Consider the following 15017-nt stretch of genomic DNA (forward strand, 5'->3'; position numbering starts at 1 on the left):
ATTTCAAAATGGTTTTAGAATCATCAGTGCGATGATCACTAGAAATATTCCATTTTCGATTCGTTCAAAAAAGAAAAGCTTGTTTGCAAGTTTCGCATAGCTTTCCGGAATTTCTTCTCCTTTATGCTCATTCAAAAGTGCTTTGATCAGCCTGGATCTCGGAGCCAGTACAAATGGACCACATGCCAAAGCTATAAGAAACAGAGCCAGGCTCAGCCAATACCATCCTTGTGTAAAGAGGTATGTATGAAGAACCCCCATCCAAACACCCGTTATGAGCAATAATGTCCCACCCACCATCGTAAAAATATGGAGCCGGTTACGAATTTTGTAGGCATGTCTAAGCTCTGTCATATTATTGGAATTTTTTACTGTTAAAATCATAACAAACCCTGGACCCATTCCCAGTATTGCAGAAAATATATGAATAAATAAAAGCAGCTCATAAAACGACACCATAAACCCCTCCTAAGATTGTTCTATATACCATCATATACATTTTTCAATCGGTCGATTGTGATAATAATCACTTTAAAGAGGTATTTTTCTAAAGAATAAATGGCATTCGCCAATCCACAAGGCTTGTGGCTGTTGTACTGATACAGATAATCAGCTTTATGCTTTCTGTCAAAAAAACGAAAAAACAGAACGCTAAGATTCTGTTTTTTTCACCGAAAAATAATATTTTTTAAAAGCCCTCAATTAAATGCTCTGTAACTTCACCGGTCTTTGAACAACGATAATAACAGCCCTTTTGTACATCGACTAATGCAAGTGCCGCTGCATTTTCATCGAATGTCCCATTACCTAAATCACATTGGATGAATTGCCCCTTGACATGAACTGTATGATACGGATTATGACCACGGTAGATATATTTTCCACCGGTCCATGCTTTCAGAAGTTCTTCATCGATCTCCAACAGATCTTTTTGATTAACCCAAACAATATCTCGCGGCTGGTTTTCTTTGTCATCTCCAATGTTCACACCGGCATGTGCATAAATTGCGAATTCATCTTCATAAATAAGTGGAAGTTTTTCCAGCCATGCTGCATACTCCTCGGCAGCATTCCATCCTTTTTCAGATCCAAAAACCTTCTTAAAGCTTCTTATTGTGTCGTCTCCACCAAATTCCATCCACATCGGAGACAGCTCGTTCATAAACCAAATCATCATTTCTTCGTGATTCCCAGTTAAAATATGTATCCTATCGGGAAATTTTTCCGTATGTTCTTTAGCCCATTGCAGCATTTCCGCGCTTTCCGGACCACGGTTAATCATATCTCCACCTATGATCAGCCTGTCACTTACCGGAGCAAATTTAACATGATTGATTAGTTTTTGAAATGATTTAAAATCCCCATGAATATCACAAATATAAAAGGTTCTCATCGTTTGGCTCCTTTTTCGTATCGCTTTTTCAATATATAATGAAATGACATCATATTAATCTATCAAAAGTTATGAACTTAGTTTATCCTTGAAAAATCTGCTTGTAAAGTTGTATTAAGAAGCTAATTCCTTTACTTAAACAGATTGCATTTTTTAGTTTAATCCTATACAATTTAATTGAAAACTGTTATCAATTAAATTTAGATATAGGGGTATTTAGTTATGTATAAATCTGAACTGGCAAGAATCATCAGAGAAAGACGTGCAATAAAAAAAGGATATAATGATAAAGAAGTTACAGAAGAAAAGGTTCTTGAAATATTGGATGATGCCATCTGGGCTCCAAACCACGGGATGAGACAACCGTGGAGGTTTATATTCGTCGGTGCAGATCAAAAAGCTGCATTCGCCAAAAAGGTGGCGTCAACTTATCCGGAAGAAAGACAGCAGAACAGGGAAGATTACCTTAACGAACCAAGCGCAATACTGGTGGTCATTATGGAAGAACCTGAACTTCCAAAGCAGTGGGAAGAAAACTATGGTGCAACTTCATCCATGATACAGAACTTTTGGCTGCTGGCCTGGGAAAAAAATCTCGGTGTCGTGTGGAAAACGAATCCCCACATTTATGATCCAAAGGTGAAAGAATTGCTGGATGTCGGCGAAAACGAAAAAATAATCGGATTCCTGCATCTTGGATATTTCGATGAACAACCAGAAGTAAAAGAAAGAATACCCGTTAAAGAAAAATTTACCTTATTTAAGGCTTAAATAATAAATGGGCGGCCGGGAAATCTAGCCACCCATATTATTTTCCCCGCCTTTTCTTGGCTTCGATATACTCTTCTTCCGTAATTTCCCCTTTTTCCATTCTTTCTTTCATTATGGTTAGAGAGTCTCTACCATCTGCCGGTCTCTTTCTAGACCTGAATTTACTTAAAATAACAATCAGAACGATTAGAATAACAAGTGACAGAACCAATCTGACAATTAACTCTACTGGCATTTACATCACCTCATAGATTAATATTCCCGCTTCTGACTACTTTAATCTCCATTGGAAATCTGTTTCTACTTTTAATGCTGTTTCTTCCAAATAGGGCGATCAGCTGTTAAAGCAGCAGACTCCTCAACCTCCATACAGCCGGATGGTAAAAATCAAATAATTACTCAACTCATACGTCAACAAAATAAGTTCAAACATTTAACAGGGCTAAGCTTAAAACGTCTTCTAACACCCCCCTTGCTAATTTGTTAAAGATAAAGCTGTTTTCCAATATTTAATGCATTATAAACCTCGCATTTTGTGTAAACTGCGTCTTAACTTCTATTTACGATAAATCTGTAGCTGATAATGGAAGCAAGTACTTCGGCAACCGCTCTGGGAAATACACTGCGCTTTTCGCGGGCGGCTGGTGAGCCAACTTGCGCTAAAGCGCTGCGTTGTCTCACCGATGCCTCTGCTCCCGCCGAAGTCTCCGTGTATTTCCCAGAGCTGGTTAGAGGATTGATGCAAATTACTATCCTTGAATTAGCTAATGCTTACGGAAGAAGTTATGACGTTTATTGGAAATATTCCTGATGCACTGGAAGTAAATCAATTGTATTGATCTTTCTTGTGCAGAATTTTTTTGTGAAAACTCCATATCAGCAGCCCGTATACACGTAGACTCCAGCGGGAGGAAAGGCATAGGTGAGACACTGAAATGCGCTAGCATGAAGGGGCTCACCAGCCGCCCGCGGAAAGCGGAGTGTATACGGGCTGCGGTTGCCGGAGTAACATGCTTCCATTACCAGGTTAGAGACTCAACATAGATGTTACTTGGCACTTTACCTCAACTACGATAATAAAAGCGACAAAATAAACGAAAAGAGCTTTGGAGTTTAGCTGATAGAATAAGTTGTCGGAATTATTTTTTAAAAACACCTTGACATTCATTCCTGCATATTCTAATATTGTATTCAATAACTTAATCGATCCAGGCTATGATGAAGATTAGTAGTTTATCAGGACACTAAAGAGAGCTGGTGGTGCTGCAAACCAGTGTGACCCCAATAAATGAATGGACTTCTGAGCTACCAAACCGAACCATGTAATTAATGCAGTAGGCTTTGGCGAACAGGTCTCATCGTTATACGAGACGAATATTGAGCGTTCAGCTTGATATTGCTAAAGTGAGCTGTTTTCAGCTAATAAAGGTGGTACCACGGTCCCTCGTCCTTTTCGGATGTGGGGCCTTTTTGTATTCCCGTAAAAGAATTAATAATAAATCGTTGAGTAAGAATAGTAAGCAATTGGAAAGTGTTACAGAGAGCTGGTGTTGGTGGGAACCAGTACACGGATAATTGTTGAATGGCCTTATGAGAGGTTTCCTTAACAAGCCTGAAGATGCTTAAGTAGGGAAGCACGGGTTTCCACCGTTATAAGGAATAGATATAAGGATTAATCTTTGCACATGATACAATCCCGTATCTGAAAGATGAAAAGCGTATGCTTTTCAAGTGAGGTGGCACCGCGGTCACATACGTCCTCTTTAAACACAATTAAATTGTGTTTAAAGAGGACTTTTTTGTTTTTAAAATGAAAGGTGTGAACTACATGGCAACAACAAATAAACCATACAGTTTTAAAAAAGTGGATGCTCAAGCGTTAACCCCTATCCAAGTACTCAAAAATTTAAACGGGAGAAAAAAGTTCTTGCTGGAAAGCACGTTTCAGCATGAACAGAAAGGAAAATATTCCTTTCTCGGCATGAATCCCTATGAGGAGATTATCGGTCATGATAGCCAAACAACCATCATAAATCACCAAACGCAAAGTGAAGAAATAAAAGAAATAAATGCTCTCCATCTACTTCAGCACCATTTACCAATAATCGAAACCGATCTGCCTCTCCCCTTTTTCGGAGGAGCGGTGGGCTATATCGGCTACGATTCCATTCGTCAATTTGAGAATATTGGAAGCCCGTTACCAGACGATCTTGATATGCCGGATATTCATTTCATGATCTATAAAGATGTGATTGTTTTCGACCATACCAATAACAGCATATATTTAATAGCCATCAATGTAGATGATCAACCTGAAGAAGTACTGAACGCTAGAACAGAGGGATTGAAAGAAGTGTTACTGGTCGGTGATCATCCTGACGATACTGATTTCGAAAGCATCCAATTTGAACCGGAAACAACAGTGGAAGGCTTTAAAGAAAAAGTAAAAATAGCCAAGGAGCATATAAAGCAAGGTGATATTTTCCAGGTCGTGCTGTCCCAGCGAATGACTGCAAAGACGAATGGGCACCCTAGTTTCCCTTTTTCTTTTTATCAAAAGCTGCGAAAAGCAAATCCCTCCCCTTATATGTTTTATATTGATTTCGAGGATCACCTTATTCTTGGTGCCTCCCCGGAGAGTTTAGTTCAAACTACAGGGAGAGAAATTGTTACGAATCCAATCGCCGGAACAAGGCCCCGAGGCAAGAACAACGTGGAAGATGAAGCACTTATGAAAGAACTGCTATCGGACGAGAAGGAAATTGCGGAACATCGAATGCTCGTTGACCTTAGCAGAAATGACTTGGGGCGCGTATGTGAGAGCAGCAGCATAACCATTCCAACCTACATGAAAGTGGAAAAATACCAGCATGTTATGCATATCGTTTCGGAAGTCAAAGGGAAAATGAAGCAAAATTTATCAGGCATCGATGCATTGATATCATGTCTTCCTGCAGGAACCGTATCAGGTGCACCTAAAATCAGGGCAATGCAAATTATTAATGATCTGGAAGAAAAAAAGCGCGGTGCATATGGCGGCGGTATTGGCTATATCAATTTCAACCATGATCTGAACATCGCCCTTACAATAAGATCCCTGGTCATAAAAAATAATATTGCCCACTTGCAGGCTGGTGCTGGAATCGTTTTTGATTCTGTCCCTGAAAATGAATATAAGGAAACATTGAATAAAGCCAAATCGCTTATGGAGGTGCAGGAACTTGATGCTATTAATTGATAACTATGACTCGTTCACTTATAACCTTTACCAATACTTTACCGAGCACGATGTAGAAGTAATGGTGGTAAGAAATGACAAAATCACTCTACAGGAGATTGAACAATTGAATCCGGAGGCAATCATTATCTCTCCTGGACCAGGACTACCCGATAAAGCTGGAATTTGTATCGAAACGGTTCAGCACTTTTATCAATCCCTCCCGATATTGGGAATTTGTCTTGGACATCAGGTGATTGGAGAGGCTCTTGGAGGCAAAGTCAGACCAGCGAAGCAAATCAAGCATGGAAAAACTTCTCTTGTTGAACATAATGACTCTGGAACTTTCCAATACTTGCAGAATCCTGCAGAAGTCATGCGTTACCATTCTTTCGTTATTGAACATGACACATTGCCTGATGATTTGGAAGTTGTTGCATATTCCATCGACGACGATGAGATCATGGCTGTCAAGCACCGAAAATATCCATTGTATGGGCTCCAGTTCCATCCTGAATCAATTGGTACAGTATCCGGCAAACAAATCATACAGAATTTCTTATCCGATATCAGAAAGGGGATTTCAAGCAATGAAACAGTATCTTAAAAAGGTAATCCATGGCGGAAATTTAACGGTGGAGGAAATGAGGGAAGCAGCCAACTACTGCTTTACAGATGAAGTTACCGAATCTGAAATCGCTGCGCTGCTTACTGCGCTGCAGGCAAAGGGAGAAACAGCAGATGAGATTGCAGGGCTTGTGGATGTCATCCGCGGAAAATCCTCTTTCCATACGAGTCCTATACCGGATGCAATCGATAACTGCGGTACAGGTGGAGATCAATCTTACAGCTTTAATATCAGCACTACTTCTGCATTTGTCATGGCCGGAGCTGGCCTAACCGTTGCCAAGCATGGTAACCGGAGCATCTCCAGTAAAACCGGCAGTGCAGATGTGCTTGAGCATTTAGGTGTTTCCCTTTCTTTTAAGAAAGAACATGTAGAAGAAATACTACTCGAGAATAAAATCGCCTTTCTATTCGCACCGCACGTACATGAAGCATTGAAGCCTTTTACAATCGTAAGGAAAAATCTCGGATTACCTACCATTTTTAACGCCATCGGCCCGCTGACAAACCCGATTGAACTGGATACACAATTAGTTGGTGTATACCGTAAAGAAATGCTTCCAATGATTGCAGAAGCATTGAATAAACTGGGAAGACGCCGTGCTGTAGTTGTTACCGGTGCGGGTTCCATGGATGAAGCTTCACTCGCAGGAGAGAATCACCTGATCATCCTGGAAAACGGGAAGCTCCATCCTATCACCTTAACCCCGGAAGAGGTCGGGCTGCCAGTATATACATTGGAGCAAATCCGTGGGGGCGATCCGAAAGAAAATGCCGAAATCCTTCTTTCTGTTCTAAAGGGAAAACAAGGCGCCTATTTCGATACTGTATTGTTGAATGCTGGACTTGGTATCTTCACAAACGGCAAGGCCGCTTCCATCAAGGAAGGGATTGAGCTGGCACGAGAAAGCATCCTCTCCGGTGCAGCATTAGAGAGATTAGAACGTCTGGTTGACTATAGCAGCAAAATTCCAAGCGAGGTGTATTAAATGACAATCCTAGATAAAATTTTAACTGAAAAGGCATATGAAATTGTTCAATTAATCAATGTTCCATTATTAAAAGGAAATGAGAAATCCGTTCCAACACTGAAAAGCACTGTTGCTTCTTCTTCCAATATGAGCATTATTGCTGAAATCAAACGCTCCTCCCCTTCCAAAGGAGCGATCGATATGGATGTCGATCCTGTTAAGCAGGCAAAGCAATATGAGGAATCAGGGGCCGCAGCCATATCTGTATTGACTGACAAATCCTTCTTTAATGGTTCCCTGAAAGATTTGCAAGCTGTCAGAAGGGCAGTTAATCTTCCAATTTTATGTAAGGACTTTATTATCGACTCGATTCAGATAGATCACGCCAAGGCTGCGGGTGCCAATATTATTCTGCTTATCGTTGCTGCACTTTCCGATGAACAATTTAAAAAACTCTATCACTATGCAACAGAGCTGGATTTGGAAGTTATCATCGAAGTTCATAATGAAGAGGAAATGACGCGAGCTCTGGAAGTGAACCCAGAAATCATCGGAATCAATAATCGTAACTTAAAGACATTTGAAGTTGATCTGCAGACAACCGAGAAGCTTGCCGCTATGGTCAAAAATCCCGAAACCATTCTGATCAGCGAAAGTGGAATGAAGACAAATCAAGATGTGCAACAGGCTGCAAATGCAGGCGCAGCTGCTGTCCTTGTTGGCGAAACGCTGATGCGTGCGGAAAATGTGGAACAAACCTTTCAACAATTTCAAATAAAGTTACCTGTGAAGGGGGCAAAATAAATGCTAGTGAAGATTTGTGGAATAACAACTCAGGAAGCCGCTGATACTGCAGTCGAAGCTGGTGCAGATTTTATAGGATTCCTCTTTGCAGAAAGCAAGCGCAAAATTGCACCAGAAGATGCAGCTGCAATTGCCGCATCCATTCCCGCTTCCGTTAAGAAGGTCGGCGTCTTCGTCAATGAAAGCCTTGAAAATATGAAACACACAGCAGAGATTGTGGGACTTGATGTGATTCAATTACACGGAGATGAACCTTCCGAAGTAGCTGAGCAATTGCCATATGAAATTATCAAAGCATTTCCTGCTACGGAGAAAGCTCTTCAAAACCTGAAAAAATATCCATGCAATTACTGTTTGTTGGATACCCCAAGCAAAAAGAGCCGCGGTGGCAATGGAATTGCATTTGATTGGAGTTTATTGGATACGCTCCATTTGGACAGAAGTAAAATTATACTTGCCGGTGGACTGACGCCTGAAAATGTCAAAGATGGGATTAGTAAAGTGGCTCCCGCGGGTGTCGATGTTTCAAGTGGAGTTGAAACGGACGGAAAAAAAGACATAAACAAAATTAATCGGTTTATCGCAAATGCGAAGCACACAAGGAAGGATGATGTTTCATGACAGCTTATACGATGCCAGACAAGAGCGGAAAATATGGAGATTTTGGAGGAAGATTTGTTCCCGAACTACTCATGCCCGCAGTACTCGAGCTTGAAGAAGCATACGAAGCAGCAATAAAGGATCCCGGCTTCATTAATGATTTAAACTATTATTTAAAGCAATATATCGGACGTGAAACACCATTGTACTTCGCAGAACAAATGACGAAAAGTCTTGGCGGGGCTCAAGTTTACTTGAAACGGGAGGACCTGAATCATACAGGGGCACATAAAATCAATAACACTATCGGCCAAGCACTGCTAACGGTTCGGATGGGCAAGAAAAAAGTTGTTGCAGAAACAGGTGCAGGTCAGCATGGTGTTGCTACAGCAACCGTCTGTGCACTGCTCGGTCTTGAATGTATCGTCTTTATGGGTGAAGAGGATATTCGCCGTCAAAAACTGAATGTCTTCCGGATGGAACTATTGGGAGCTGAAGTTAAAAGTGTCTCCCAAGGCAGTGGCACACTGAAAGATGCAGTCAATGAAGCATTACGTTACTGGGTCAATCATGTCGAGGACACACATTATATTATCGGTTCTGTTGTAGGGCCACATCCTTTCCCAAAAATCGTTCGCGATCTGCAGTCCGTCATTGGCTCTGAAACAAGAAGACAAATTGTTGACCAGAGCGGAAAACTTCCAGAAGCTGTTATTGCCTGTGTTGGTGGCGGAAGTAATGCAATGGGAATGTTTTATCCATTTATAGAAGATACGGACGTCAAATTATTTGGAGTGGAAGCTGGTGGAGCAGGCATTGAAACAAACCAGCATGCCGCCACATTAACCGGAGGAAATGTTGGTGTATTACATGGTACATTAACCTATCTGCTGCAGGATCACGACGGGCAAATTGAAGAGGCCTTCTCTATCTCGGCAGGACTGGACTACCCTGGTGTCGGTCCGGAGCATAGCCATCTCCACGAAGCGAATCGTGTTACCTATACATCGATTACGGACGATGAGGCCCTTGAAGCTTTTCAATTTTTATCAAGAAAAGAAGGAATTATCCCTGCATTGGAAAGCTCCCATGCAGTGGCATACGCCATGAAGCTGGCAAAGGAGATGTCACCCGAGGAAACAATTGTCATCTGTCTTTCAGGGCGCGGAGATAAAGATGTAGAACAAGTGAAAGAACGGATTGGAGGGAAACTATAATGGGCAAAGCGATGCTGGAAGAAACGTTGCAGGAAAAAATAAAGTCCGGTGAAAATATATTTGTCCCTTACATTATGGCAGGTGATGGCGGACTCGATATTCTGGAGGAAAGAATTAATTTCTTACAGGAATGCGGCGCATCGGCAATAGAGGTGGGTATCCCCTTCTCAGATCCGGTTGCAGATGGTCCAATCATTCAGGAAGCCGGTATTCGTGCCTTGGACAATGGCACTACTTTAGCAAAGGTATTAGAGACATTACAAGCATTCAAAGCAAACCGCACCATCCCAATTATTGTAATGACATATTTAAATCCTGTCTTCGTTTATGGGGTTGATAGATTTGCAAAGGACTGTACAAATGCAGGTGTCGACGGTGTTATTATACCTGACTTGCCAATGGAGGAAGAGCACATCATTTCCCAGCCATTAAGTAATCATGAAATAGCATTTGTAAGGCTTGCCGCAATGACAAGTCCAAAACAACGTTTAACAGAACTGGCAAAAAGATCGGAAGGCTTCCTGTATGCAGTAGCTGTTAATGGTACAACTGGTGCCCGTACTTCTCATGATGATAAAGTGCAATCCTATCTGAAAGAACTTAAAGAGCATGCTGAAGTTCCTGTCTTAGCAGGATTCGGTGTATCAACTACGGAACAGGCGCATGCACTCAGTAATCATTGCGATGGGGTAATTGTAGGAAGTAAAATTGTCCAGCTTTTACATGAAGGGCGTTTACAGGAAATCCACCGTTTAATTGAAGGCAGTATATTAGCCGAAGTCAGCAGTTAAGCGTACTGAGCACATTGATATGCTGTTAAATAAATAATATTTTTCGTTAATTATCACACTTATCTTTACATTTCAAACAATTGGAAGTAAGATTAAATAGTAAACAATTTAAAAAATAAGCACTAGGGGAGCTGTTAAGCTGAGAAACACTACATTTTAGTGTTGACCCTTTGGACCTGAAATGGATAATACTATCGTAGGGAATGTGCAGTCAATGTGTATATTTTTGATTTTCACTTCACCAAAAGACTGCAGTCTTCTAAATTCTGCAGTCTTTTTTAGTGAATAAATGCAATTCAAATGGAGGTGAATAGGTTGAGAAGACAATGGGCTTTTATTGATACTGGTTTCAATGATGCCGCAATCAATATGGCATTTGATGAATGTCTGATCAATTGGCAGAGTGAAGGGAAAATCCCGCCCACTCTAAGATTCTATGGATGGAAGGAACCGAGTTTATCTATCGGATACTTTCAAAAGGTGGAGAAGAAAATAGACTTCGAGGCGCTGCAGAACCATAACTGTCAGTTTGTCCGCCGCTTGACTGGTGGCAGTGCTGTACTGCATGATAACGAACTGACATACAGTTTGGTTATTTCGGAAAATGATCCTGACATTCCTTTAACGGTGCAGGAAGCGTACTATGTTCTATCAAAAGGTGTGCTGGAAGGGTACAAAAATTTAGGCATTCCCGCAGAGTATGCGATTGTCGAAAAGCGGGCTGATAAAGAACGAACACCTATATGCTTTGAAAAACCTGCTTTTTACGAAATGGTGGTGGACGGGAAAAAGCTGTCCGGCAATGCCCAAACCAGAAAAAAAGGTGTATTGCTGCAGCATGGGTCCCTTCCAATCAGCATGGACACCACGATGTTATTTGATTTATTCCAGTTCCCTTCCGAAAAAATGAGGGAAAGAAAACGAACTTCCTTTTCAAAGAAAGCGATTACAATGGACCAGCTTACTACTAAAAAGCACAATTACGAAACGCTGACGAAGGCTTTTGAAGACGGCTTCAAGAGAGGACTGGATATCGAGCTCCATCCTTTGGAATTATCAAAAGATGATTGGGATGAAGTGAAGGCATTAGCGAAAGCAAAATATGAATCGGATGCATGGAATATAAACCAAAACAAGGAGCGTGCTATCGTTGACAAAACAGGCTGAACACATTCGTAAACCGGAATGGTTAAAAACAAAAATTACTACAAATGATTCGTACAAAAAACTAAAGCATCTCATGCGTGACAAGCGACTGAATACAGTTTGTGAAGAAGCAAAATGTCCAAATATCTATGAGTGCTGGAGTGAACGAAAAACCGCTACATTTATGATACTAGGTGATACTTGTACACGCGGATGCAGGTTCTGTGCGGTCAAAACTGGTCTTCCGAACGAACTCGACTGGGGAGAACCAAAGCGTGTTGCTGACTCAGTTGAAATTATGGGACTAAAACATGTTGTAGTGACTGCAGTTGCCCGTGATGATTTAGCTGACGGCGGAGCAGCAGTTTTTGCCAATACAGTACGGGCCATTCGTGCCCAACGCCCAGGCTGCACCATAGAAATCCTTCCATCGGATATGAAAGGTGATTATGAAAGTTTACATACACTGATGGACAGTGAGCCAGATATCTTCAATCATAATATTGAGACGGTTCGTCGATTGACAAAACGTGTCCGGGCAATCGCAAAATATGACAGGTCGCTGCAGCTTCTTAAGCGTGTAAAAGAAATTGCACCGAAAATTCCTACAAAGTCAAGTATCATGTTGGGGCTCGGCGAAACAAAAGAGGAAATCCTGGAAACGATGGACGATCTATTGGCACATGATGTCGATATTATAACGATCGGTCAATATCTGCAACCAACGAAAAAGCATTTAAATGTGGAACGTTACTATCATCCGGATGAATTCGAAGAGTTAAAAAGAATTGCTTTGGAAAAAGGTTTTTCCCATTGTGAATCAGGTCCACTTGTACGCTCGTCCTATCATGCAGATGAGCAGGTCAGCCAATCTTCTGCCCAAAAAAGAATTGACTATATGAAGGGTGTCGAGTCACAAGAGGATAAAGAAGTTAATTTTAAATTTTAACTTAAGCTTTCCAATTTTCACGGATCCAAGCAACCTGCTTGGGTCCTTTTCTTCCATTATGGGTTTATTCAAAACCGGGTGATTCAGCTCGTTTTCTGGAAATAATGGATTATTTAACCTGCATTACACACGACCAATATTACCGGGCAAGCATTTCTTTTATTTATTATCGAAAAAAAGAGGAGAAGTCAATGCTAGTCGGCTTCCCCTTATCATGGGTTGTTGGACTAAATCTATGACTAATCTTGTCTAGATTTATACTTTATGTATATGTATCAGCAAGATGTCTTGTCTCGTCACTTTAACTACTGTAAACGACCATTTTTTTAAAGTCAGCAAAAAATCCTTAAGCAATCTGCACTTAAGGACCCTGAAGTTATTGATCATCCTCTTTATTTTTAAACTTCCGTTCACTTTGTGAATCGTCTTTCGTTTTTGTTTTCTTCTTTTCATCTTTCATTTCAATCTTTAAGTCTTCCATAGGAATATCATCTGCAAACTTTTGATTTTCAAACTTATCAAGATTTGTCCTATCTTCCTCATTCCATTTTGTGTTTTCTTTGTTTGGTGATTGTTTATCCTGATTACTCATTACGTTCACCTCAATTGTCTTGTTTTAGTTCCTTTATCCTTTCTGATCAAGTTATAAACATCATTTATGATTAAGGTGCCCTTTCTTGTTATACTGGAAAGGTAGACATATCGCCTCGGAGGTAAAAAATGAGGGAATTTAAAGAACTATCATCCATTCAATCAGTGGATGATTTTATCAAAGCAAATAAACTATCCTTTCTCTATATTTCCAGACCGAATTGCAGTGTGTGCCATGGATTGTTGCCACAAGTTCAAGCATTAATGGAAAAATACCCCAAAATCAAACTGGGACATATCGATGCTGAAGCCGTAGAAGAAGTAGCTGGGCGCTTCTCCATTTTCACCGTCCCTGTTTTATTGCTTTTTGTGGAAGGGAAAGAATATGTACGTGAAGCACGGATGGTGCATATGGATCTGTTTGAAGAGAAAATAAAGAAGATATATGAAAATGTGGTTGGATAATAGGCATCCAACCACATACATTATTTCACTTCTATACCTCACGTCTAATAGCTTTTAATAACATAAATCTGGATTGCTCTTTTTGCAGGGCTAATTCCAGATACAATCGTAACAAACAAACGGCTTTTCAACAGATATCAGAACGATCGTTACCGGAAAGAAAGAGAATTGAAGTCCATCCGGAAAGTTCTTCTTAAAAGCCATCTCTATAATAAGAGAGAATCCTAAGTTTACTAAATAACTCGTAACGTATGCCCCTTACTCTATCTCTGTGCCACGAATATATAGCTCATAGTCCATTTGTTCTGTACGAGGGTTTTCCATTTTTATGAAGCCTTCATACAATGTTTCTCCTGTTTTCAAATCCAGTATCAAAATAGTTGCTTTCGTTCTCATATTCATATAAGAACTTGTAATATATAATTTGTCGTTCTTTATGTTGAAAACCAATTCAGATACTGGACTTTGAATTGAAAACGATTGTTTTGCTTCAATTCTTTCTGTATCAAAATCATAGATGAGTATTTCTGGTTTTCCGTCTGCCTCTTGTGCAAAGTAAATCTTTTCATCACTTACAAAGACAGCATTGGCACTATCCCGGATCTCCTCAGGCAAATTCAGCACTTCCCGCTCATTCGTTTCCAAATTATATACTATAAAATCCTTCTCTGTGGGCTCAAGATATGATTCCCACTCATTTATCTTTACTTCCTCAAAAGTTTCGTATTCAAATAACACATTACGATTACTATCTAAATTCCCATTGGCATTTTCCTTCCTTATCTCCAGGAAACTATTATCGTTTATTTCCTCAGATTTTAAAATGACTTCATCTCCAACGATCTCCTCTGTATCTATATTTATACTGTACACATGGATTTCGACGCTTCCTGCCCGCCCCTTGGAATTATGTGTAATAAGCTTCATCTCACCACCAACAATGTAGACACCTTCCATGGAAACAAAATTATAACTTTCCCTTTCTGGTAAAGGTAATTCAAAAGATGTATTCTTGTCGGAATCCTTGTCTAAAACGCTAATATCAAATGAAAAATCACTTGGCTTGTACCTATTGTTTAACGTTTCCATACTTAAATCAGCGTATGCCACTTTACTCTGATCCTCAAAAAACAAACGGGGTGACCCGGTTTTACCCCTCATAAAATGACGGTAATCCTCTTGCAATCGCTTTATCTCAGCGTTCGCATAAGAACCCTCCAATTGCTCTAAAAAGGAACCCTCACTTACATATTCCGCTCCATTTTCAGTAATCGTTACATTATCATATATCATCCCATTCCGATAATTAGCCAGCAGGGAAAGTTGCTCTACTTCTTCTTGATTGCCGCTTACTGTTTCAATAACAAATTCCGGATAATTACTTGCTGCCATACTGGATTGTATGTAAAACGTTCCAATTACAAGAACGATAATCAGTACAATAGAAATTAACTTCCAATAGCGTTTCATTTTAA

At 40.3% G+C, this 15017-nt stretch carries 17 protein-coding genes, 1 riboswitch and 2 other annotated features; of the genes, 11 read left to right on the forward strand and 6 right to left on the reverse strand.

Going from position 1 to position 15017, the window contains the following annotated elements:
* Positions 1 to 3: 3 nt before the first annotated feature.
* Positions 4 to 456, reverse strand: coding sequence for a DUF2269 domain-containing protein (locus A4245_RS05400; protein ID WP_084268702.1), 453 nt, complete (start codon positions 454 to 456; stop codon positions 4 to 6).
* A 232-nt stretch (positions 457 to 688) separates the two neighbouring features.
* Positions 689 to 1393, reverse strand: coding sequence for a metallophosphoesterase (locus A4245_RS05405; RefSeq protein ID WP_067726453.1), 705 nt, complete (start codon positions 1391 to 1393; stop codon positions 689 to 691).
* 222 nt (positions 1394 to 1615) lie between these two features.
* Between A4245_RS05405 and A4245_RS05410 the strand changes: the two genes are divergently transcribed.
* On the forward strand, positions 1616 to 2164 hold the full coding sequence (locus tag A4245_RS05410) for a nitroreductase family protein (protein WP_067726455.1): 549 nt from the start codon (positions 1616 to 1618) through the stop codon (positions 2162 to 2164).
* 37 nt (positions 2165 to 2201) lie between these two features.
* Here A4245_RS05410 and A4245_RS05415 read toward each other — a convergent pair whose 3' ends face one another.
* On the reverse strand, positions 2202 to 2399 hold the full coding sequence (locus A4245_RS05415) for an SHOCT domain-containing protein (RefSeq protein ID WP_067726457.1): 198 nt from the start codon (positions 2397 to 2399) through the stop codon (positions 2202 to 2204).
* 314 nt (positions 2400 to 2713) lie between these two features.
* Complete coding sequence (locus A4245_RS20750; protein WP_267886898.1) at positions 2714 to 2845, reverse strand: hypothetical protein; 132 nt, start codon at positions 2843 to 2845, stop codon at positions 2714 to 2716.
* Between the two features lie 525 nt (positions 2846 to 3370).
* Positions 3371 to 3619 (forward strand) — a binding site (T-box leader).
* A gap of 39 nt (positions 3620 to 3658) precedes the next feature.
* Positions 3659 to 3929, forward strand: a binding site (T-box leader).
* A 12-nt stretch (positions 3930 to 3941) separates the two neighbouring features.
* Here A4245_RS20750 and trpE point away from each other — a divergent pair.
* The 9 genes from trpE to lipA all read left to right on the forward strand — a co-directional run bounded on the left by trpE (position 3942) and on the right by lipA (position 12486).
* On the forward strand, positions 3942 to 5402 hold the full coding sequence (trpE, locus tag A4245_RS05420) for an anthranilate synthase component I (protein WP_407668362.1): 1461 nt from the start codon (positions 3942 to 3944) through the stop codon (positions 5400 to 5402).
* The gene (locus tag A4245_RS05425; RefSeq protein ID WP_067726461.1) at positions 5386 to 5988 is read left to right on the forward strand and encodes an anthranilate synthase component II; all 603 of its coding nucleotides are present in this window, start codon (positions 5386 to 5388) and stop codon (positions 5986 to 5988) included. Before trpE ends, A4245_RS05425 begins: the two co-directional genes overlap by 17 nt.
* Complete coding sequence (gene trpD, locus A4245_RS05430) at positions 5972 to 6997, forward strand: anthranilate phosphoribosyltransferase (protein ID WP_067726463.1); 1026 nt, start codon at positions 5972 to 5974, stop codon at positions 6995 to 6997. Before A4245_RS05425 ends, trpD begins: the two co-directional genes overlap by 17 nt.
* Positions 6998 to 7783: an indole-3-glycerol phosphate synthase TrpC gene (gene trpC / locus A4245_RS05435; protein WP_067726465.1), complete on the forward strand. Its 786-nt coding sequence runs from the start codon at positions 6998 to 7000 to the stop codon at positions 7781 to 7783.
* Entirely contained in the window at positions 7784 to 8404 is a 621-nt protein-coding gene (locus A4245_RS05440; protein WP_067726467.1) for a phosphoribosylanthranilate isomerase, read from the forward strand.
* Entirely contained in the window at positions 8401 to 9600 is a 1200-nt protein-coding gene (gene trpB / locus A4245_RS05445) for a tryptophan synthase subunit beta (protein ID WP_067726469.1), read from the forward strand. Before A4245_RS05440 ends, trpB begins: the two co-directional genes overlap by 4 nt.
* Positions 9600 to 10391, forward strand: a complete 792-nt coding sequence (gene trpA / locus A4245_RS05450; protein ID WP_067726471.1) for a tryptophan synthase subunit alpha — start codon at positions 9600 to 9602, stop codon at positions 10389 to 10391. The genes trpB and trpA overlap by 1 nt, the downstream gene beginning before the upstream one ends.
* Before the next feature lie 114 nt (positions 10392 to 10505).
* A riboswitch (TPP riboswitch) is annotated at positions 10506 to 10612 on the forward strand.
* 94 nt (positions 10613 to 10706) lie between these two features.
* A complete protein-coding gene (locus tag A4245_RS05455; RefSeq protein WP_407668356.1) occupies positions 10707 to 11558 on the forward strand; it encodes a lipoate--protein ligase family protein in 852 nt (283 codons plus the stop codon).
* Entirely contained in the window at positions 11542 to 12486 is a 945-nt protein-coding gene (lipA, locus tag A4245_RS05460) for a lipoyl synthase (RefSeq protein ID WP_067726475.1), read from the forward strand. Before A4245_RS05455 ends, lipA begins: the two co-directional genes overlap by 17 nt.
* A gap of 376 nt (positions 12487 to 12862) precedes the next feature.
* On the opposite strand, the gene A4245_RS05465 is transcribed toward lipA, so the two are convergent.
* A complete protein-coding gene (locus tag A4245_RS05465) occupies positions 12863 to 13078 on the reverse strand; it encodes a hypothetical protein (protein WP_067726477.1) in 216 nt (71 codons plus the stop codon).
* Between the two features lie 128 nt (positions 13079 to 13206).
* Here A4245_RS05465 and A4245_RS05470 point away from each other — a divergent pair, with 128 nt between their 5' ends.
* A complete protein-coding gene (locus tag A4245_RS05470) occupies positions 13207 to 13542 on the forward strand; it encodes a thioredoxin family protein (RefSeq protein ID WP_067726479.1) in 336 nt (111 codons plus the stop codon).
* Positions 13543 to 13800: 258 nt separating this feature from the next.
* Here the strand turns inward: A4245_RS05470 and A4245_RS05475 are convergent, their stop codons facing one another.
* Positions 13801 to 15012, reverse strand: coding sequence for a Kelch repeat-containing protein (locus A4245_RS05475; RefSeq protein ID WP_067726480.1), 1212 nt, complete (start codon positions 15010 to 15012; stop codon positions 13801 to 13803).
* Positions 15013 to 15017 lie beyond the last annotated feature (5 nt).

This window comes from Oceanobacillus damuensis (assembly GCF_001618145.1).
Taxonomy (GTDB): Bacteria; Bacillota; Bacilli; order Bacillales; family Amphibacillaceae; genus Oceanobacillus; species Oceanobacillus damuensis.

Bases quoted from the DNA above. Each gene is read 5' to 3' on its own strand.
- trpA (WP_067726471.1), top strand. From the start codon at position 9,600: ATGGGCAAAGCGATGCTGGAAGAAACGTTGCAGGAAAAAATAAAGTCC.
- A4245_RS05415 (WP_067726457.1), bottom strand. From the start codon at position 2,399: ATGCCAGTAGAGTTAATTGTCAGATTGGTTCTGTCACTTGTTATTCTA.
- A4245_RS05405 (WP_067726453.1), bottom strand. From the start codon at position 1,393: ATGAGAACCTTTTATATTTGTGATATTCATGGGGATTTTAAATCATTT.
- A4245_RS05470 (WP_067726479.1), top strand. From the start codon at position 13,207: ATGAGGGAATTTAAAGAACTATCATCCATTCAATCAGTGGATGATTTT.
- trpB (WP_067726469.1), top strand. From the start codon at position 8,401: ATGACAGCTTATACGATGCCAGACAAGAGCGGAAAATATGGAGATTTT.
- A4245_RS05475 (WP_067726480.1), bottom strand. From the start codon at position 15,012: ATGAAACGCTATTGGAAGTTAATTTCTATTGTACTGATTATCGTTCTT.
- A4245_RS05465 (WP_067726477.1), bottom strand. From the start codon at position 13,078: ATGAGTAATCAGGATAAACAATCACCAAACAAAGAAAACACAAAATGG.
- A4245_RS05440 (WP_067726467.1), top strand. From the start codon at position 7,784: ATGCTAGTGAAGATTTGTGGAATAACAACTCAGGAAGCCGCTGATACT.
- trpC (WP_067726465.1), top strand. From the start codon at position 6,998: ATGACAATCCTAGATAAAATTTTAACTGAAAAGGCATATGAAATTGTT.
- A4245_RS05410 (WP_067726455.1), top strand. From the start codon at position 1,616: ATGTATAAATCTGAACTGGCAAGAATCATCAGAGAAAGACGTGCAATA.
- trpD (WP_067726463.1), top strand. From the start codon at position 5,972: ATGAAACAGTATCTTAAAAAGGTAATCCATGGCGGAAATTTAACGGTG.